The sequence below is a fragment of the Moritella sp. 28 genome, from assembly GCF_018219435.1.
Lineage (GTDB): Bacteria > Pseudomonadota > Gammaproteobacteria > Enterobacterales > Moritellaceae > Moritella.
Genome location: NZ_CP056121.1, coordinates 3,951,459 through 3,969,934 on the forward strand (window position 1 = coordinate 3,951,459; position 18,476 = coordinate 3,969,934).

The 18,476-nt window shown below is 38.6% G+C and carries 20 protein-coding genes; 13 read left to right on the top strand and 7 right to left on the bottom strand.

The window, feature by feature from the left end; all coding sequences use genetic code 11:
* Positions 1-6: 6 nt before the first annotated feature.
* Positions 7-1,005 (bottom strand): TIR domain-containing protein, encoded by a 999-nt coding sequence (locus HWV02_RS17375; protein ID WP_211688934.1) that lies wholly within the window; start codon positions 1,003-1,005, stop codon positions 7-9.
* 180 nt (positions 1,006-1,185) lie between these two features.
* On the opposite strand from HWV02_RS17375, the gene HWV02_RS17380 reads away from it, so the two are divergent.
* Positions 1,186-2,046 (top strand): toll/interleukin-1 receptor domain-containing protein, encoded by an 861-nt coding sequence (locus tag HWV02_RS17380; protein WP_211688936.1) that lies wholly within the window; start codon positions 1,186-1,188, stop codon positions 2,044-2,046.
* A gap of 1 nt (position 2,047) precedes the next feature.
* Positions 2,048-2,497, top strand: coding sequence for a hypothetical protein (locus HWV02_RS17385; RefSeq protein WP_211688938.1), 450 nt, complete (start codon positions 2,048-2,050; stop codon positions 2,495-2,497).
* Between the two features lie 1,620 nt (positions 2,498-4,117).
* Here HWV02_RS17385 and HWV02_RS17390 read toward each other — a convergent pair.
* Positions 4,118-4,792: a hypothetical protein gene (locus HWV02_RS17390; RefSeq protein WP_211688940.1), complete on the bottom strand. Its 675-nt coding sequence runs from the start codon at positions 4,790-4,792 to the stop codon at positions 4,118-4,120.
* A 922-nt stretch (positions 4,793-5,714) separates the two neighbouring features.
* Here HWV02_RS17390 and HWV02_RS17395 point away from each other — a divergent pair.
* The gene (locus HWV02_RS17395; RefSeq protein ID WP_211688942.1) at positions 5,715-6,257 is read left to right on the top strand and encodes a hypothetical protein; all 543 of its coding nucleotides are present in this window, start codon (positions 5,715-5,717) and stop codon (positions 6,255-6,257) included.
* Between the two features lie 108 nt (positions 6,258-6,365).
* Here HWV02_RS17395 and HWV02_RS17400 read toward each other — a convergent pair whose 3' ends face one another.
* Entirely contained in the window at positions 6,366-7,220 is an 855-nt protein-coding gene (locus HWV02_RS17400) for a crotonase/enoyl-CoA hydratase family protein (protein WP_211680291.1), read from the bottom strand.
* Between the two features lie 336 nt (positions 7,221-7,556).
* On the opposite strand from HWV02_RS17400, the gene HWV02_RS17405 reads away from it, so the two are divergent.
* From HWV02_RS17405 to HWV02_RS17420, 4 genes are all read left to right on the top strand, one after another.
* Positions 7,557-8,465, top strand: coding sequence for a hypothetical protein (locus HWV02_RS17405; RefSeq protein WP_211688943.1), 909 nt, complete (start codon positions 7,557-7,559; stop codon positions 8,463-8,465).
* Positions 8,466-8,542: 77 nt separating this feature from the next.
* A complete protein-coding gene (locus HWV02_RS17410; RefSeq protein ID WP_255546890.1) occupies positions 8,543-9,727 on the top strand; it encodes a DUF5692 family protein in 1,185 nt (394 codons plus the stop codon).
* Between the two features lie 74 nt (positions 9,728-9,801).
* Positions 9,802-10,593, top strand: a complete 792-nt coding sequence (locus tag HWV02_RS17415; RefSeq protein WP_211676971.1) for a hypothetical protein — start codon at positions 9,802-9,804, stop codon at positions 10,591-10,593.
* A gap of 233 nt (positions 10,594-10,826) precedes the next feature.
* Positions 10,827-11,312: an ATP synthase subunit I gene (locus HWV02_RS17420; protein ID WP_255546891.1), complete on the top strand. Its 486-nt coding sequence runs from the start codon at positions 10,827-10,829 to the stop codon at positions 11,310-11,312.
* A 33-nt stretch (positions 11,313-11,345) separates the two neighbouring features.
* On the opposite strand, the gene HWV02_RS17425 is transcribed toward HWV02_RS17420, so the two are convergent.
* Both HWV02_RS17425 and HWV02_RS17430 read right to left on the bottom strand, forming a co-directional pair.
* Positions 11,346-12,005, bottom strand: a complete 660-nt coding sequence (locus HWV02_RS17425) for a DUF2913 family protein (protein ID WP_211676972.1) — start codon at positions 12,003-12,005, stop codon at positions 11,346-11,348.
* A 17-nt stretch (positions 12,006-12,022) separates the two neighbouring features.
* Entirely contained in the window at positions 12,023-12,265 is a 243-nt protein-coding gene (locus HWV02_RS17430; protein WP_211672684.1) for a hypothetical protein, read from the bottom strand.
* Between the two features lie 190 nt (positions 12,266-12,455).
* Here HWV02_RS17430 and HWV02_RS17435 point away from each other — a divergent pair, with 190 nt between their 5' ends.
* From HWV02_RS17435 to HWV02_RS17455, 5 genes are read left to right on the top strand one after another with little or no spacing between them, the layout of a single operon-like run.
* Entirely contained in the window at positions 12,456-12,899 is a 444-nt protein-coding gene (locus HWV02_RS17435; RefSeq protein WP_211672685.1) for a YHS domain-containing (seleno)protein, read from the top strand.
* A 51-nt stretch (positions 12,900-12,950) separates the two neighbouring features.
* Complete coding sequence (locus HWV02_RS17440; RefSeq protein ID WP_211676973.1) at positions 12,951-13,454, top strand: hypothetical protein; 504 nt, start codon at positions 12,951-12,953, stop codon at positions 13,452-13,454.
* Between the two features lie 4 nt (positions 13,455-13,458).
* Positions 13,459-14,331 carry a hypothetical protein gene (locus HWV02_RS17445; protein WP_211688945.1) on the top strand — a complete coding sequence of 291 codons (873 nt, stop codon included), beginning with the start codon at positions 13,459-13,461 and terminating at the stop codon, positions 14,329-14,331.
* Positions 14,291-15,199, top strand: coding sequence for a cyanophycin synthetase (locus HWV02_RS17450; protein ID WP_211688947.1), 909 nt, complete (start codon positions 14,291-14,293; stop codon positions 15,197-15,199). Before HWV02_RS17445 ends, HWV02_RS17450 begins: the two co-directional genes overlap by 41 nt.
* A complete protein-coding gene (locus HWV02_RS17455) occupies positions 15,199-16,416 on the top strand; it encodes a hypothetical protein (protein ID WP_211688949.1) in 1,218 nt (405 codons plus the stop codon). The genes HWV02_RS17450 and HWV02_RS17455 overlap by 1 nt, the downstream gene beginning before the upstream one ends.
* A 31-nt stretch (positions 16,417-16,447) precedes the next feature.
* Here the strand turns inward: HWV02_RS17455 and HWV02_RS17460 are convergent, their stop codons facing one another.
* Both HWV02_RS17460 and HWV02_RS17465 read right to left on the bottom strand, forming a co-directional pair.
* Positions 16,448-17,317 (bottom strand): NRDE family protein, encoded by an 870-nt coding sequence (locus tag HWV02_RS17460; RefSeq protein WP_211676977.1) that lies wholly within the window; start codon positions 17,315-17,317, stop codon positions 16,448-16,450.
* The gene (locus HWV02_RS17465; protein ID WP_211676978.1) at positions 17,305-17,847 is read right to left on the bottom strand and encodes a hypothetical protein; all 543 of its coding nucleotides are present in this window, start codon (positions 17,845-17,847) and stop codon (positions 17,305-17,307) included. The genes HWV02_RS17460 and HWV02_RS17465 overlap by 13 nt, the downstream gene beginning before the upstream one ends.
* A 229-nt stretch (positions 17,848-18,076) precedes the next feature.
* Here HWV02_RS17465 and HWV02_RS17470 point away from each other — a divergent pair, with 229 nt between their 5' ends.
* Entirely contained in the window at positions 18,077-18,418 is a 342-nt protein-coding gene (locus tag HWV02_RS17470; protein WP_211676979.1) for a HopJ type III effector protein, read from the top strand.
* Positions 18,419-18,476 lie beyond the last annotated feature (58 nt).

Consider the following 18,476-nt stretch of genomic DNA (forward strand, 5'->3'; position numbering starts at 1 on the left):
TATTTATTAGCAATCATACTTGGCATGTACGAACTGCAGTAATGAAGTTCTACCTTGTATGTGTAAAACTTTTACCTGCATGATTATACCGTCACAATCTTCAAGCTCAAATGGAGCATCAATTGAAAAAGTAACTGGTTGGTTTTTACCACCATCAATAGCTATATTATCTGCATACAAATATGTTCGGTTACTTGTGTCTAAAATGGGATTTAACCTACCTTGTAGACCTGGAATATATCCCGTACTCATGCAGATGACAGATCCTGTATTATCAGTAGAAGCTAAAACAACTTTTAGATCATCTGCAGAATCCCATGATTGAACAATTGCCCCAGGATAATCAGGATGGGAAACCATAAGTTGATAATTTCGTCTTGTTGAGATAATTAGCTCAGCTATTCCGTTATTTTCAGACGACGCAGACTTGGTAGTATTATTATCCGCTATCGCTACGACAGTAGCACCTTCAATCGGGTTTCCAAGTGTTGACGTTACAGTTATTTTTGAAACTGACGGATCAATCTTAGGTATAGTATTTGTAGTAAATAGGGACTTTCGCACACTCTGCGTTGGGACTGTTTTACCACTATTAACTAACTTTTTATGAATCACCTCAACAAACTCTTCTGGTGATTTTTCAGAAATGTCAATGTATCCAGTTGTAGGAAGCACACCAGGGATTGGAGTTTCATCAAACCGCACTGGAAGTATATACTCTTGGTTTTCTTGGAATGCACGAGCTTGCATAGCTTGGCGCTCATGTCCCGTCCATAACTTCTTAGAATAATCATCTGAAATAAACATAATAGTATACAGTGCTTTATTCATATATATGTCAGTCAGGTAATCATAAAGATTTTTACCCCACAGATTTGCTTCTTCAAAAAGGTCATAGAATACCTTTACCCCTGAATCTCTTAATAGGTTTGCGACCTGATCCACATACTCTCTATCTTCACCTGCGAAAGATAATGCAATTTCGAATTCCTTTGAGTTACTCATGACTCTCCTTAGACAGCTAACTCCGCATTAAGCGGATCAAAATAGTTGGTTGCAATACTGAGGGGGATAAGTGTAACCAACTGTTTTAATTCCGTTTAAATATTTTGTTAACTGTAATTAACATATACTGCTGCATTTGTTCACTGCTACAATAACACGATTATTAACAAGGAGAATACTATGTTTAGACGATATAGACTCAATGAGTCAGAGCTAATAAATACACTAAAAAATGACGTCCCAACCTTTGATTACCTAATTCATAAATTAGCTATTGAAAAAAAGCAAAAATCAATTGCGCAGGGGCTACAGCAAGCTTATGTGGATGGTTTTGGCTATGACGCTGATTTATTACAACAAAGTTGGTTCCCAATGGTTAAGGGGGCTCATGTGTTCATTTCACATTCCCATGCAGATAAAGACTTTGCAACTAATCTAGCAATTTGGTTAAAGCACCATTTTGGCATTGAAGCGTTTATTGATTCTTATATTTGGGGCTACGCTTTAGACCTACAAAAGAAAATCGATGAAGAACATTGCCTCCAAGTAGGTAAAACAACGTATGATTATGATAAACGTAATTTTACCACCTCCCACGTACACTTAATGTTAGCAAATTCATTAACTCGTATGCTTGATGAGTGCGAATGCTTGATGTTTATTCAAAGTTCCAATTCACTTCTTGATACCACAGAAAGTGATAATTTCACTTCAAAAACTCACACAGCCTCACCATGGATTATGCATGAGCTAAATACAAGCACATTATTACGCTCAAACCCTAAAATACGTAGGGTATCTACTAACTTGGAATCTCGTTCTTTAGATGCTATGGAAATGATCCTTGAGAAGGCGGGATCTCGTGACTTCAGCGCATTTTACAAATTAGATTTAGAACAGCTACTAGTTATCAATAGAAGTAACATAGAGTCGTGGAGTTTAAATGATTCTTCAAAGGGATATCATGCACTTACAGAGTTATACAATATCAAAGGCGATACACTAGTGTATGCAGATAGAACCTTAAGTGAGGTGAAATAACATGAGTTATGACAAAGATGATAAAAGAACTCACCTTGAGTTAATCCAGAATGTAGTTACCCGTATGGCAAGCAATAGTTTTGCCATAAAAGGTTGGACAATAACTTTAGTTGCTGCACTTATGGCGTTATCAGCTGCAAGTGGGACAGCAAAGCTGTTCTTTTTTATTGCCTATGTTCCCTTATTAGCTTTCTGGATATTAGATGGTTATTTTCTAAGTTTAGAAAAAATATATCGTAAAATCTATGACTATGTGGCTAAAGATAAGATTACTAACGAAGAGTATTTTAGCTTAAATATGACATTATACATTTCAAGATACAACCAAATAGAAAACAATAAATACTCAGGATTCAAACATGTTGTTGATGCATGCATTACTAAAACAATTTTCCCTTTTTACATAGGTTTAACCGTATTAGTAAGTGTTGTATTTACTCTAGCTCTCTGATCTTAATATAGGCGGTTCATCAAAGTCGCCTTTTACAGTTAATGTTAGCCAAAGGGGCGCTGAATGCGTCCCTCTGGCTAGCTTTGTTAGTCAATACTTTCAATATTGATGTCATAATTTTTTACTACTAAACGAATAAGCTCTCCGAACGAATCAAATGGTGGCTCTGACGTTTTTTATATTCATTTTTGAAAACATCAATAAACGGTTGAAAATTATTCCCTTGGTCATATCCTTCTACAGAGAAAGTAACTAAAGATATTTCTTTCTTTTTATATTCCAGTTTACGAATAGTTTTTGGAACAATTGAAGAATACTTATCGGTCAACCGTGACGGCAATGTACTAACAGCGCTATCTATTCGCTTTTCTCAGATAATGGCTGATTTTCAAACGAGCATCCAGCTATCAAAGTTAAAATAATGATAGATATCGTTTTATTCATAATACATCCTAGTTGTATGACTAACATTTGTATGATGGCGTGCACTCTCTTTTCATTAGGCCTGTTTGTCTATTTACCCATAACCATTTGAATTTATATTAATTATAACTAATTACAAAACCATCGTGATTGAGAAAGCGTACGTGCGTTCAAGATCGACAAAACGTGATTAGATTTCAGTAAAGTAAATAACACGGTATAAAACACAAAAAGGGTAGTTGGATAAGCGTAAATGCTCTGGATGGATTAAGAAAATCTATGACAAACCTATATTCGCATATTATGATTGGGTTACAGCACTATACACTTTGGGGCATTATGGCTTAGAGTTATTGTACTAGCCGATGGTAATACTCATATATTACAGAGTATCAGTAAGCCTAGGGTATAGGTAGGGGGATTTATTCTAATGGTCAATTTAAATCAATTAAAATCAATGTATTAAATGTTTACAGGCGGCATGATGTAACCTGAGAACTAAACCACTAGTCCTTATATACAACGACTTACGTGCGATGTAGTTCGTTTGAGAGAAGCTCATAGCTCATAGCTAATAGCTAATAGCTAATGTTATGAGCTTCTTTTGTATTGAGCATAAAAACTTTGAGCGTAAACGGCTAAAGTCCTCTGTTTTTTGTTTGTTATATTGTCTGTTAATCCCCTTACTGATCGCCCCATTCGACAACAAGATCCTCGCACTGGGACTTAGCATAGGTCGTCTGCTCTACTCTGCTGCTACTGGTCTTGATATGCACTAACCTACAACCACCGTCTAATGCCTCTTCTAGTACTACGTCAAAGCGTTCTTGTTGCTTCTCAGCCTTGTACTCAGGTATAGCTACAGCAACCCCCATGCAGAACCAAATACAAATATTACTAAACCTGCAGTAATACCTAGGGTAGCTAAAGTTCTTTTAATAACCCTAATAGCCCTGTGCTCTAAAGATTTTTCATCTCCATTCAACATTAGTACGATGAACCCCATTTAATAACGGTGCCGTTGGTGTAGTACTCCGCAATAAGCGAATCGCGTTAACTCTTATCACCTGTAGTTGAAAGGGAATAAGACATAAGTAACAATAAATTTACTATCACTTATGCCTTCGAAATGAAAGCGTGTGCTACCGGGAGCTATAATTCACGCGGACGCATGGTTTTAGACGGCATAGCCCCCTGCTAAGTCTTAGGTTTTGCCTTAGCCTTAGCTTTAACTTTCTTCTTTTTGCTCTTCTTTGGGTTGGCCTTGGCATAAGCTGCACGTTCTTCTGCTCGTGTAGACTTGCCGTTTTCCTTACGCCATTTAACTAAAGCTGCCTGCCGTTGCTTTGGCTCCATATCCTCAGACCCAGCATGGCCTTCAGACGTCCCTACACGCTTAGCACCACACTTCTTAAAAATACGGTCTAGCCAAGCTGATTGCTTAAGTGTCTGACCAAAAGGCTGCTCAATTAGATTATTTAAGAATTTCTTCTCAAAGTCATTCAGCTTGTCTAAGTGCTTCGACTTCAACGCCTCTACAGCGATGCTGTCATAGTTAGTTGCTGGACATGTATTAACGTAGCTTTTAGTGAGGGGGTCGACACGCCTTCTAGTCTTGGCCTTTTGTGCTGCTTTACCTTTGCCCTTACTTTTCCCCCTGGCCAGTATTGCGTCTGTCGCTGCGTTATCAAAGTCACTGACATCATACTTGTGAATCATGCGGTCTAGCCAAGCAGTTTGCTTATAGGTCTGCTTGTACGTCTGTTCCGTGAGCTTATTTAAGAATCGTGATTCTGTTTCATCAAGACGTCTGTGGCACTCTCGCATCAAGGTAAATACTTTCAAATAGTCATAGTTATGTGAGCCCTGCATTTAGTACCTTCCTCTGGTTCTGTTAAATTTAAGAGGCTCTGAGTGTAACTGCAAAATATTTCAAATCATTGTTTTTTAAGAATAAAGTTATTAATTGTTCGGAATTTGGCTGGTGCGTAAACGAAGTCAGTTATCAAAATAGGAACTTCAGTTATCAAAATAGAAGCCTCAGTTATCAACATAAAAGGCAAAAAATAATAATAAAAAAATCTGTGTTGCTTATGTATATATAGGTGGAACAGAAATCCCCTCATGCAGTCCAAAGCCCAGAAGAGTACAAGGCGTAGAGTCAAAAGTTAGAGCATCAAGGCGTATTAACTACGCCTATAGTTATAGTTATGGTTATATGCCAGATTATCGACAGGCTGAATTATTAAATAAATTGGCAAAACCAAGCACTTATACTGCTCCTTAATATGCAAATAATGTTCGAAACGATGCTAAAAAAAGCACAGCAATCAACATAGGACAAACGGATATGGCTTATTGCAGTAATATGGTAGAATAAACTGTATCTAAGCGATAAGTCGACTATCAAAATTGTAAATAAAATTATTTTTATTTCATGACAAATTCGCTTTGTACCACTAGATGTACCATCGATAGTAATGACAAACGCATCAGTCTTTATCTATCAGTAGTTTATGAGCGACTGGAGACTGCCTCCGTCACCGCCATTCTCTTTGTTAAAAGATTTATATTAAGATGCTTAGCGCATCTTTTTTTGTATCTAAAATTCAGTAAGCAATAAACTTTTACAGTCCTATTCTGCCCCTGTTCAATATTAGGCTATCCTATTTCAATAGGTTAGCGACTGATGGGCTATACACAACAAAGAACAGTAGTAATACAGTGAATGTTAAGTTATAAGAGCTGCTAGAAATATCAATCATTTTTAAATTGTCGTATGCAGGTGGAAGAATTGAGTAAAAATAACGAGTCACATTTAGTTTCTGGTCGAGAATGTGGAGAGTGTACAGCCTGCTGCGTTGTCCTTCAGATTGATGATGAACATTTTAAAAAACCTGCCGATCAAGTCTGTGAAAATTTGATGGAAAAAGGTGGCTGTAAAATCTATACCAAAAGGCCTTCTGTATGCCAAGACTGGCATTGTGCATGGCGTTTCATGCCACAATTAGATGAGACTTGGAGACCAGATCTATCAGGGATAATGGTTCGTTCAGATGAGAATGGTATTATTTTCCAACCGATTCACGATCCTAAAACCGTGTTAATTACAGCACAAGCAATCGAGTTAATTGGTGGTGGTGTTGCTCAAGGCATTCCAATGTCGATGTCGATTCCTATTCGAAAAGGTTATCGCAGTTATAGCACAGCACTTAACGAACCTTTAGCGACAGCCGTAGAAGCAAGAAGCCTGCCGATGATCCAAGATAAGATGCTGGAACTGATTGAGTTTTCGTTAGCGCAAAACACAGCGATAATTCCAACCATCGAGAATTAAAGAATAAACAGACAACAACAAAATAGCCTCTAGACCAATCCCTTATGGATTATAGTTTTTGAGGCTATTTAAATACCACCGATTAAATTCTGATACAGTCGCTAACGCTTAACCGCTAAACAACCCAGTCACTTTACGTAATGGTTTTAACTCCGGTTTTACACGCTGTTTTTTGGCTTGTAATATCGTCATCGTTTCTTCTAAACACAGCATACCAGCTTGCCAAGTTGCCATGTATTTCAAGCTATCATCAACACCGTGATCGCGGCTGTAATTAAGCATCTCTTTGCTGCCTGTTACTGCCAATGGTGAATGTGCTGCAATTTGACTAGCGATCTGTAACACACCATCTAGCATGGCTTCTTGCGTTTCAAATACCTGATTAACCAACCCAAATTTATCCGCTTCTGCGGCACTAAAATTACGCCCTGTATACGCGAGTTCACGCACGATACCTTGCGGTAAAATACTCGGTAAACGCTGTAATGTGCCCAGATCAGCGGTAATGCCTAACTCCACTTCTTTAATCGTGAAGAACGCATCTTGCGTGCAATAACGCATATCTGATGCCGCAATAAGATCCAGAGCACCACCAATACAGCCACCTTGAATAGCCGTTAATACAGGTATACGTAACTGTTCAATATCAGTAAATACTTGCTGCAACTGCATGATAAAACGACGCATCGCTTCACTGACTCTGGCTTTCTCTTTACCTATAGGGAAATTATCAGGGCTCTGGAATACTTCTAAATCCATACCAGCACAAAAATGTGGGCCTTGCGCCGAAATAACCAACACACGTAAATCATCTGTCATCGAAAGTGCCGCGATAGCCGCAGGGAATTCACGCCAAAAATCCAAATTCATTGAATTCAATTTATCAGGTCGACTAAATTGTAAATGCGCAACGCTATTCTCGACTGTTAACGTAAAAGTGTTGTAACTCGATTCTATGTCCATTTTCATCAGTTCCTTGATAATGATTACTTTATGCTAGCAAAATGAACAGCGGTCAGCATTATCTTTACATTACATATTATTATCTGTATCTCACACCCAGTAAATACATCAATGATTGACCTACATAGAAAGAGAAAAACAGCGCCATATCGCAAAAAAAAAGCATAAATCAGATGTGAACCACAGAGTAGCCAACCAGTACTCATTTAGGGTTATTAACATTGTAGGCCGTGATCAATATCGCTTAATAAACACCGCTACATAATTATAATAAAACCAAGTTAGAGCCATTACTCTACACCTTAATTAATAAGTTATAAACTGATTGGAGGTAGTATGAATATTCCTGCTTGGCAATATATTGTATCCATGGGTGGTTACATATTATTCCTACTGTTAATGGTAGAAGGCATGCGCCGGACCCCAAAACTGACCGCTGCATTTTGGTTACTCTCATTATTAACCGCGCCCTTATGGGCAGAAAACTTAGATGGCTGGTTCCGCTGGGCTAAAACTGTCAGTGTGCTGATTCCAACCGCAATTGTGGTGGGTGGTGCACGTATCGCTTGGCTATATCACGATAATCCAAATAAGTTCTTATCCTTCTTCCGAGGGGATTGGGTACTAAAAGTGCTCTATGCAGTACTCTTCCTCAATATCGCCGAAGCCACCGTTAAAGACTTCGCAACAGCTAATCACTTTAATGCTATTTGTGGTGTGATCTTGTGTATTACGATCCCATTTCCACGTTACAAAAATGGCCAGCGTATGTACTGGGTGATCGGTCGTGATAAACCTAACGACCTGCTATTTTACTCTACCGCAGCGTGGAACTTCCTTTACACAACATGGAATCTGGCATTTGTATTTGGTGAAAACCCGGGTTTCTTTGCGAGTTCATTCTGTATCTTAATGGCCGCAGAGCTATATCCACTAATCAAAGGTCGCCCAGAGCTATACATCATAGCACGTGTATATACGCTCGCTTTCCATATCCTAGTACGTGCAAACGCCGATATCTTCACACCTGTAATGGACTCTTCAAGCTGGGCCAATGAGCAAGTGCTCTGGTTCTGGGGTGCGATCAACCTTGCACTACACGTTCCATTTGCCATTTGGTACTTCAATAAAAAACGTAACAACCCGACTGGAGAGCCACCTTGTGGTAAAAACCAACCATTAATAAGCGAATACGCGGGAACGGAGTTGGATCCTGCAATGAGAGGAAAACAAATAAGGGTTTGATTATATCAATGTGAATACTCAACAAATCGCGTCCATGGGATGGACGCAGTCCCTGAATCTAAATGATAGAGAGCACGATGATGACAAACAGAATTAACGCTATGTTTATGGCAATGTGTACATTACTACTGATGCTCTGTGCTAGCGGCGTAAATGCAACCACAACCAATAATGATATAAGCTACGTAACCGACATTAAAAATACGGTTTGGCAAGGTACACGAGATGGTAAACCAGGCGAAGGCAGCATGCTTTATCGTTTAGAATTTGCAGATAATAACCAAGTACAAGTAATCAAACAATCGGGGGGATTTAACCACAGCGAACCGCAAACTTGGCAGCAGCAAGATAACCGTATCATCATTAGCAGCAACGAAGACTCTAAAATTAAAGATTTTGACGGTGCAACGCTAACATTCTTCGCTGATGATCGCGTTAGCTTTAACCTAGATGGTGATTCATTTACCATCCACAAATGGTATGAATACCGCTCCTACGGGCACGTACTCTTGGTATTACTTGGTCTAATGCTACTGAACGAAATATGCCGTCGCGTAGTTTGGAGTAACTACTTACTGTTCTTTATTTTACCTGTTGTACTTATCCCTCTGTGGTCTAGCTACGATGTTACTTACTGGTTTAAATGGGTAAAACTTTATTCGGTAGTCGGTGCGGCTGCATTATTCACCCTGATCCGTTTTACCAAAATAGGTAACATGAAATGGGCTAAATTTGGTGCCGCAGCATTCCTCGCCATTAATATCTCCGAAGCAGTCATGCAAGACTTCAGTATGGGTAATACGGCGAATGTGCTGAATGCCATTGGCGGTATCTTATCGATTATCACTTTAAGTGGCTGGATGAGTATCCAAGCAGATAAAAGTAAAGAGCGGGACATGGTCTGGCCTGCAATGACAACATTCTGGATCATTGCTTATGATGTATGGAATATTGTTTTTGTTTACTTAAATTTCCCAGGCTCAGCGACAGCCCAATTGATGGTACTCATATCGGCAACCATTCCCGCATTATTCATTAAAAAAGGCACTTGGTTACAAGCCCGTGCATTTACCTTAGCCGGTTCATTTATGTATTACTTCAGCAACCCCGCCATGTTTGAAAGTAATGTTGTTGTCATGCCACGTAATGACGAGTTAATGCTTGCCGCAGGTGCCGCCAGTTTCATTATCAATAGTATTTATGCTTACTTATTTTTCAGTAAAAAATGGCAACAACGTCAGCTCACAAAAGTCACAGCATGATCTCATGCCATTAACGATATAGAGAAAATATAGCTTTCAATCATATAAATATTTCATCTAGAACGGAGTCAATTATGAAAAAAACGATCATGACGCTTGCAGTACTAACCTTTATGTCTCCAGCAATAGCAGCCGAAACAAGTGCCCAACTCGACATGTCAGATCCAACCGATGTATATACCACGCTGGGCCTAGCTTACGGTACCGCGGGATTAGACTTTAAAGGCATGCTGATGCTATCAAGCACAGAGACACAAAAAACAGGGGTGATTTTTGAAGCTAAAAATATGCTTAATGAAGATGCTGACGCAATTAACCCACTAACACGCGACGAAGTTAGTGCCCGCTCTTATCGCCTGCGTTGGGGCACAATTAACACCGAAAATGGTTTAGGTTGGTCAATTGATGCGGTAAATGCAGAACACCCGTTCTTTGGCAATATGACGGTTGTACAAACAGGACCAAACATGACAATTCCTGTGGGTGACAGTTTCTACATTTGGCCTATCGTGTATGTCGGCGGTGTACTTGTAGAAAACAACAGTGAACACTTCCCGATGGACAACTCAATGTCAAGTGACGGTATTGATATTGCCTCAGCGGTAATCACTGGTATGGTGTATGCGCGTTACGCGATCACCGACCAACTGTGGGCACTTGGTAGCTACTCTTATACCACGGATATTCAAGGTAAATCTTGGTCTGATAATATCGCAGATGGCGGCTTACAAATGGCTAAAGCTAAATACGACCTCACCCTTGGTTACCAGTTCACAGATCGCCAAAATGTAACCCTGATTTATCGCGGAGATGACGGCGATTCAAGTGATGATAGTTTTGCGGTTGGCTATAACTACGCATTTTAATTTATTTTAAAGTAACAATTTCTAATTCAGTTATGCACCATAACAACGAGTACATTTTGTTTTTCATTAAATGCATGCTCTTTATTTTCTAATAAGAGTAGAGGTTGGATAAAATGTTACTCGTATATTTAAGAATATTTACACTTCAAAACTAAAGATTTTCATGCATAACTCGCGAGAAAACGGTAAAATAGCGCTTATGTGTAATTCATCTAATAGGGGGTAAGCTGTAAATGCCACATAATGCATATGAATTAGCCATCAGAGGTTATGCACTAAAACTCATTTTAGGTCAGTTGTTGCTCGTATTATTTATTGTTTCAGCGACTTATCTTGGTACAGATCACAAGTCGACACGTTCCGCAGCGTTAGGTGGGATGATCTTCTTGCTGCCACAATATATTTTTACCCGATTGTCATTTTTGTATACTGGCTCAGCCAATATAATGCGCGCTAATACCTTTATGATCCTCGGTCATGCTTGTAAATTCGCACTCATTTTCATTTTATTTAGCGTGATATTACCGTTACCCGGTATTCAACATTTCAATCTATTTATTACGTTTGTGATTGTCATGTTTTCGCAAATATTTAGCTTGTTGAAACCTCTGCCTGAACAATTTGCTAAAACGGTTACAACACCAGAAGATACTGAAAGTATAAATAGCGAAAATACGGGCATGAATAAGATACTAACAGCACGTATAACACAGGGATAATCAATCAAGATCATCCCTGCATATCATGCTAATTTAGTCTGCTAGTGTCGGTAAAATAGCTAACTTTTTAGCGTGATTAAACGGACGGAGAATATAACGGTTATGGCGTTTCACAATCGAACGGTTTGTTGAACCAAACACCAAATAGCCGTGTGAGAACATTTTATCAATAAATACCTGATCGCCATGACGAATAAAGACTGAAAGCGGGCTTTCTAATACACCATCGGTATCAGAGAAAGCACGATCATAAACTTCAGCACAAATAACCAGTGAATTTTCACCGCTTGAGCTTAATTTAAACTTATCCGTCACATTACTTTCAGTTTCAATCAACCAGCCTTCATTATCTAACTCAGTCAAAATATCTTCTAAAATAAACTGCGTTAAATTCTTATATTCCAGTTCACAAATCTGTGTATACACTCGCTCTATTTTTTCAAAACGCTGCTTAAAATTAGCTTTAGGCCCTAATGTACGGCTTTCTTGCAACCAAATATTCAAATCACCCGCGAGGATAATATCAAAACGTTTTTCTTTTAACGCACTAATAATCCAATTACCGAGAAAGTGAGTTTCTGATACTGGATTTTGTAAGCTACGTTTTTGTGCTTGCGCATCAGAAAGTGCCGTTAGACCCTCTCTAACAAGCTTCAACATATTAACGTTATATGATTTTTCTTGTACAGACATGTGTATTCCTCAGGCCATTAACCAGTAAAGATTGTGCTCAAGGACACATTATTGAAACCTGCGTACGCGATATATGCACCAAAACCAATAGGTAAGATGACATAAATAATCGAATAAATGGTAAAACCAAATGGTCGACCTAATGCTTTGGTCATAAAGTCTAAACGTGCTTTTTGATGTTTTGCTTTAGCGCGCGTGAATAAAATATAACTACCATGACACAGCATAAATAGACCTAAGGCCAACGTATAAAAATCCATAAAATTACCTTTGGTAAAAACTATAAACAATAAAGAGTGGATGCTAACAGAGCTACAATATCACAATGTGCTGTTTTGCTATTAAATTGTGATAACTTCGTGATAATTATAAATCTAATTACCGCTATAGTATATACAACACCTAGTAGATACCTGACTAGATCAACTTAATGCAGTAGGATAAATAGACATGAGATATATAATTAAATTGTTAGTTATCAGCAGCCTAATATTCTCGTTTAACAGTTTTGCTAAAGCGCCTATCTATACGGGTTATTTTAGTAGTAAAGCAGTAAGTGGCTACGACACTGTTGCTTATTTCACCCAATCAAAAGCAGTTAAAGGCTTAAAAAAATTCACTTACGAATATAAAGGGGAAGATTGGTATTTTAGTAATAGCCAACACCTCGCGTTATTCAAACAAGAACCAGAAAAATACGCGCCACAATATGGCGGTTATTGTGCCTATGCAGTCGCTAAAAATGACACCGCCTCTTCAGATCCTACACAATGGACGATTGTAAACGGTAAGCTTTACTTAAACTACAACGCAGATATCAGGCAGCAATGGTTAAAAGACAAACTAAACTTTATTGTAAAAGCGGACCAAAACTGGCCTCACGTATTAAACTAAATCATCATAAATTGAGTGACAGTATTAAACATAATTAAAAGGATTGTTAATATGCTAACAAAAAAACGTATTTACATTATCGCAAGCTGGGCTATCGTTTTTTGGATCGCTAAAATATTCCTGACTTCCATCCCGTACAAATTCTCTGGTCATCCAGATACAGAGCATATTTTCTCTACAATCGGTTCATGGATGGCTGCAACCTTATCTGTCGATTTAGGTACTTTTTTTGCGCAATACGGTGCAATTGTCGTTGGTAGTGCAGAATTAGCCACAAGTCTACTTTTGCTAAGTCCTTTGGTTTTGTTGATTAAAGATAAAATATCAGGTCAAAATAGCATGCGTTTACGTGCAAAAATACACGTGTTGGGTGGTTTAGCGTCTTCCGGTATCATGGCTGGTGCAGTTTTCTTTCACTTATTTACCCCGCTGGGTGTTGAAGTATTACATGAAGGCAAAAGCGATGGCGGCTCATTATTTATGGCTGCCGTATCAATCTTAATTTTAGGCTTAGTATTATGCGCTATTAACTTAAAACTAATCAAAGCAGAGTAATCATATGATTATACGCGGCTTATTAATATTACATTATCTCGCATTTTGCTTTCGCTTTTTGACTATTCCATGGCGTTACTTTCAGCTTAATGCTCGATATTTCAATAATCAAAAGAAAATATTTTCGAAGCAAGATTTAGATGCTATCACCCCTGAGGAATGGCGTTTAAATCAGTATATTGATAGAAGTGATTTACTTCCGACGCGCTATCCCGTATTCGCAAAACCAGAATGGGGACAAAATTCAACGGGCGTCAGCTGTATCCGTAATTATGCTGAGCTGAAAGCATTACGAGAAAGCCCTGGTTATCAGGTTCAGAATTATTTAATTCAAGAAGCAGCAACAGGCAATATCGAATTTGAAGTGTTTGTTGTTAAAGACCCTCAAAAGACCGGTCAATTTTCGGTGATGTCGATAACTCAAGTCATTAACAACAGCACTGATAAGTTCCCCGTTAATGGTATTTATAATACCGAGACCCAATATCAGGATATTACAGACCAGCTCACCGTCACAGAGCAACAGGCCTTGTGGAAAGAGTTAAATCGTATGGGTGACTTTACGATTGCACGATATAGCTTAAAGGCAGATTCATTAGATTCCCTTCTGCAGCGACAATTTAAATTAGTCGAAGTAAATCTCTATGTTCCTATGCCATTAAGTTTATTAAGTCACAATTTGACCCGGTTACAGAAATACCAGTTACTGTATAACACCACGTATTCTCTTGCTCAATTAGCGCAACAGCTAAACGGCAAAAAAGTAACACAAGGTATCTTTTTTAATAAGTTGATCGCCGCTAAACGGGGTCGTAATACAAGGATTTTAAATCAAGATGAAACTAATAAAACAAGTAATCTACAAGTGGATCAGTAGCAAGTTCATGGGCGGTTGTAGTAATTATAACAGCCTTGAAGTTCGCCGCGGTTGTCGGTCCAAGAAGCAAGCTCGTGATAAATTTGCTGAAGGTAATATTCCTCACGCTAAAGGCACAATCTTTTTCAATCCCTTCACTGCGGTTAAATTTGCCAAAGAACATGGTTTTCCATTAGTCATCAAACCAAACGTAAGTGGTTTCTCTCGTGGTAGCCATTTTCCGATCCTTAATTATAAAGAGCTGTGGCGCGCTATCTTTTTTGCTAAATTATGGTGGCCAACAACGGTCGTAGAACAGTACTTACAAGGTAAAAACTATCGCGTAGTGATGACTAAATCCGGTGTTATCTCTGTTTTACAACGCTACCCTGCATTTGTAAAAGGAGACGGTGTCAGCACAATCAGTACCTTGATTCATACAGAAAATAATGTACGTGAAAAAATGGGGCTATATCCGTGTAACAACCCTATTTCGCTGGGTCAACAAACCATCCATTATCTGGCGAAACAAGGTTTGACCTTATCGTCGATTCCAGATACAGAGCAACAAATTGATTTATTTTATCGTATTTCATTAGCACCCGGTGGTGTTGTGGAAACCATACAGCGCGATCTTATCCCTGCATACAATAATGAATTATTTGCCAAAGTATTAGCTCTGTTTGACGCCGAAATTCTTGGTATTGATGTGATAATGGAGCAAGGTATTGAACATGATGCCCGCAATCAAAAACTGATCTTCCTCGAAGTAAATTCGCGTCCTTATCTGAACATGCATAACTATCCACGTTATGGCCAAGCTGACGATCTTTCTGAGCATCTTGGTTTAATTACGATAGTAAAAAATCAACAAGCAGACATATTCTAATGTCTCGCTCAATATCGACGCTGACACCTGCCAGCCACTTTACTTTATTTTCAGCCACTCACAGTTTTGTGATCGGATTACTGCCCTTCTTCCTTCCCATTCTGATTTGGCTGCAATATCAAGAACTCGCACCACTCACTGAATTTATCGCTTGGACTGGCGCGGGGTTCGTTATGGCATTATGGGGCTGGCATCAATTATTCATCCGAGGTTACTGGCGCACATTAATCATCTTATCGTTCGCCTTAGAAATCGGGCTTATTTATGTCGCGCTCTTTCATATAGCAAACATTAACTTAATCATACTTGGCTTACTCAACGGCTTATTTAATTGTAGCTATTGGATGTTACAACGAATCCTTTTTAATAGCATCAGTGGTGCTAGTGGTAATGGTAATGGTAATCGTAATCGTAATCGTAATAGTAGTAATACCGGGCGACTGTTTGGTAATTTACAGCTAATATTAGGATTCAGTTTAAAACTGGGGATCTTGTTTGGCGGCTATTTTATGCAAACACAACCTTGGGTTATATTGTCGTTAAGCATAATGGCAGCGCTCGGTTTCTGTATCATGACTATAAAATCACTCGCAACGCAGACATTTGTTTACGAGCGTAGTGATCATATTCAGGCTAAATCAGTGATTAGTACCCGTGATAAAATCGTGTTTCTTGTTGATGGGCCTTTTTTGTATCTCGAAAGCTATTTATGGGTGCTGAGTATTTATCATTTAACCAACAGTGATACCAGTCAATTTAGTTTAACTGTCATTGCACTGTCTTTAGCCTTGGGATTAATCTTTTATTTCATCAAAAATACCATCGACAAACAGCCACAATACCGACTATATCAAGTCGCGACATTACTTTATTTTTGTGGTTGGTTAGTCCGCGGTTGGATCTCTCCTGATTGGAGCAGTTTTACAATTGGGTTAGGCTTACTCAGTGTGGCATTTGCTACTGCATTGTTTCGTTTATATTTCAATAAACGTTTTTATGATAAGGCGAAACAACAAGCTAATTACCAGTATTTAGTCAGCAAGAGCCTCTATTCTCAGCTTGGCATTGTGATGTTTTTTACAGGATTAACCGTTATGTCTAACGTAACTACCGTTAGCCTTAACTACGTCTACTGGGGAGTATTACCATTAATTGCTATTTATATGCTCTATCAGCAAAGTAGTAAGCCTATCAGCAATAACGCCGTATTACCCTAAGCGGTTTACGGCGTATAACCAACTTACGATATTAAATAACGTCGACGTAAGCTTCTCGCTGTGGATACAAAGCATAAGACTGATGTTGCTTAGATGAGCACGGACAACCACATACGTAGTTCATTTTAAGTTGCTTACGCGTGGCGATAAGGTGGGTAAAACTAACAGTGTGAGCATCATCGCGGTGCATACAGACAGATAAATAAGACGGTGTGGGTTCATGGCTGGCATGAAATCGAGTCAGCGCTAAACTGTTTTTATCTTCGATACGGCGTAGGTTCGTCAACTCAATAATATTCTCTTCTACACAATCCGGCTCTAACAAATCAGGCGTGTTTTTAATTTCCAGCTCATCATTACAACCATCACCTGAAAATAAGACCTGATGCTGCAATAAAATAGAATTGTGATGATCTTCGCGATAATTAGTCACTTCTGCCAATGCAACTGATGACGATATCATTGGCGATACCGCAGTAACCGTTGTTAACGTATGACCATCCCAACGTACTGCGTAAACATCGCCAGTTTGCGCTGTAAGATGACTCGGAAACACAAGTAACGTAAAGGCAGCGTAGCGCTGTAAAGGCAATTTACTGAGTGCGTAACGGATCTTGGGTAAGGATGTATGACTGATTAATGATTTAACTAATAAACCACGGCTAATCAAATCTTTCCGGTGGGTATTTTTTTGGTAATAATTAAGTAAACATATTGATAAGCCAGCTTGGTTAATTGCAATCCAAGTACCGCCGCCGACCGGATCCACTGGCATTAAATATTTAACCCCTCGTTCATTAAAATATTTGGGGAAATAGGCTAATGCCCGACCTTTTTGTTCATCTCGGTTAAAAAAAACTTGATAGCCATCATTTGCCAACAACCAGCTTACTGTACACATGATGAATCATTCCTTAATGCCGTGAGCGTCGCAGGTGCTATACCCATATTATCAGGTGTATCAAAATCACACAATTTAGCAGATATATCCATCAATGCGTAATGGTGAACAGCATGCGAACTCACAAATATAAGTTCACGAATTAATGATGTCTCGACTTGTGTAACTAACGTATCAACCACAGAAATTTCTGTCGACATAATCATTTTATTATTCATCATGCTTGGCTGCAATGAGAGTAGCCACGTCTTGATTTGCTTTAATTCACATAATCCCGTCACACGACAAGATTCCACTAATGCGCCACGACGACGAACATCATAATTAATAATCCCAACGTGTTCTTTTAACGCATAATACAGGTCTAATACATGACGTAAATGTTCACCAATACAACTATTAACATAAGGCTTGGCGCGCATGCAATACTGCTCATTTGTCATAGAGGTTAGTAAAGCAACCCCTTGATCGACACCTTCTATGTTTCCTTTAATCACCGTTCTAAATTGCTCTACAGGATCTATGACCATAATCATTCCTTTTATTACCACTTATTTCTAAGTAAAGCATACATCAAATACTAGGTTTAACTTATCACGAAAAAATCACAATTTGAGTGAGAAAGCGTACTATATCATCCCTCATTTATTGAATAAGTAGGTGAACATTGAAACTAATTGGTAAATTATCACTCATTTAACTAACATTTATGATAAATTAGGCAAAGATAGCAAATACTTTAAATTAATGGGACACTCCATGTTAAATGACTTTTTAAATAAACTAGCGGCACAGCCAACTACTATTCAGTTCGACGATGTCATCGCTGTTATTGATGCAAGCTATGATTTCACTCCCACTAAATTTTACAATGGCTACCTAGAAAACGACGCTACTGAAAATATAGCTTCATGCAAATTGTTCGCATTAGGTCGTTTAAATAAATTCACTAAACAACAAATGTTAGAATGTTTCGGTACTTATTACCGTGATGACGTATTAAATAATCCAGAGGGTGATGATCATGCCAACATCCGTTATTTCATGCGCACAGGCTGGTCAGGCATTCAATTTGAAACACTGCCACTAAAATTAAAATAACGTTAACTTATTAACGCTATGTTGAGGCAGAGAAATTTTTACTTTCTCTGCTCAACTC

What these genes read in the sequence shown, in the direction of transcription:
- HWV02_RS17375 (WP_211688934.1), bottom strand. Translation starts at nt 1,005, where the DNA reads ATGAGTAACTCAAAGGAATTCGAAATTGCATTATCTTTCGCAGGTGAA.
- HWV02_RS17380 (WP_211688936.1), top strand. Translation starts at nt 1,186, where the DNA reads ATGTTTAGACGATATAGACTCAATGAGTCAGAGCTAATAAATACACTA.
- HWV02_RS17385 (WP_211688938.1), top strand. Translation starts at nt 2,048, where the DNA reads ATGAGTTATGACAAAGATGATAAAAGAACTCACCTTGAGTTAATCCAG.
- HWV02_RS17390 (WP_211688940.1), bottom strand. Translation starts at nt 4,792, where the DNA reads ATGCAGGGCTCACATAACTATGACTATTTGAAAGTATTTACCTTGATG.
- HWV02_RS17400 (WP_211680291.1), bottom strand. Translation starts at nt 7,220, where the DNA reads ATGGACATAGAATCGAGTTACAACACTTTTACGTTAACAGTCGAGAAT.
- HWV02_RS17405 (WP_211688943.1), top strand. Translation starts at nt 7,557, where the DNA reads ATGAATATTCCTGCTTGGCAATATATTGTATCCATGGGTGGTTACATA.
- HWV02_RS17410 (WP_255546890.1), top strand. Translation starts at nt 8,543, where the DNA reads ATGATGACAAACAGAATTAACGCTATGTTTATGGCAATGTGTACATTA.
- HWV02_RS17415 (WP_211676971.1), top strand. Translation starts at nt 9,802, where the DNA reads ATGAAAAAAACGATCATGACGCTTGCAGTACTAACCTTTATGTCTCCA.
- HWV02_RS17420 (WP_255546891.1), top strand. Translation starts at nt 10,827, where the DNA reads ATGCCACATAATGCATATGAATTAGCCATCAGAGGTTATGCACTAAAA.
- HWV02_RS17425 (WP_211676972.1), bottom strand. Translation starts at nt 12,005, where the DNA reads ATGTCTGTACAAGAAAAATCATATAACGTTAATATGTTGAAGCTTGTT.
- HWV02_RS17430 (WP_211672684.1), bottom strand. Translation starts at nt 12,265, where the DNA reads ATGGATTTTTATACGTTGGCCTTAGGTCTATTTATGCTGTGTCATGGT.
- HWV02_RS17435 (WP_211672685.1), top strand. Translation starts at nt 12,456, where the DNA reads ATGAGATATATAATTAAATTGTTAGTTATCAGCAGCCTAATATTCTCG.
- HWV02_RS17440 (WP_211676973.1), top strand. Translation starts at nt 12,951, where the DNA reads ATGCTAACAAAAAAACGTATTTACATTATCGCAAGCTGGGCTATCGTT.
- HWV02_RS17445 (WP_211688945.1), top strand. Translation starts at nt 13,459, where the DNA reads ATGATTATACGCGGCTTATTAATATTACATTATCTCGCATTTTGCTTT.
- HWV02_RS17450 (WP_211688947.1), top strand. Translation starts at nt 14,291, where the DNA reads ATGAAACTAATAAAACAAGTAATCTACAAGTGGATCAGTAGCAAGTTC.
- HWV02_RS17455 (WP_211688949.1), top strand. Translation starts at nt 15,199, where the DNA reads ATGTCTCGCTCAATATCGACGCTGACACCTGCCAGCCACTTTACTTTA.
- HWV02_RS17460 (WP_211676977.1), bottom strand. Translation starts at nt 17,317, where the DNA reads ATGTGTACAGTAAGCTGGTTGTTGGCAAATGATGGCTATCAAGTTTTT.
- HWV02_RS17465 (WP_211676978.1), bottom strand. Translation starts at nt 17,847, where the DNA reads ATGGTCATAGATCCTGTAGAGCAATTTAGAACGGTGATTAAAGGAAAC.
- HWV02_RS17470 (WP_211676979.1), top strand. Translation starts at nt 18,077, where the DNA reads ATGTTAAATGACTTTTTAAATAAACTAGCGGCACAGCCAACTACTATT.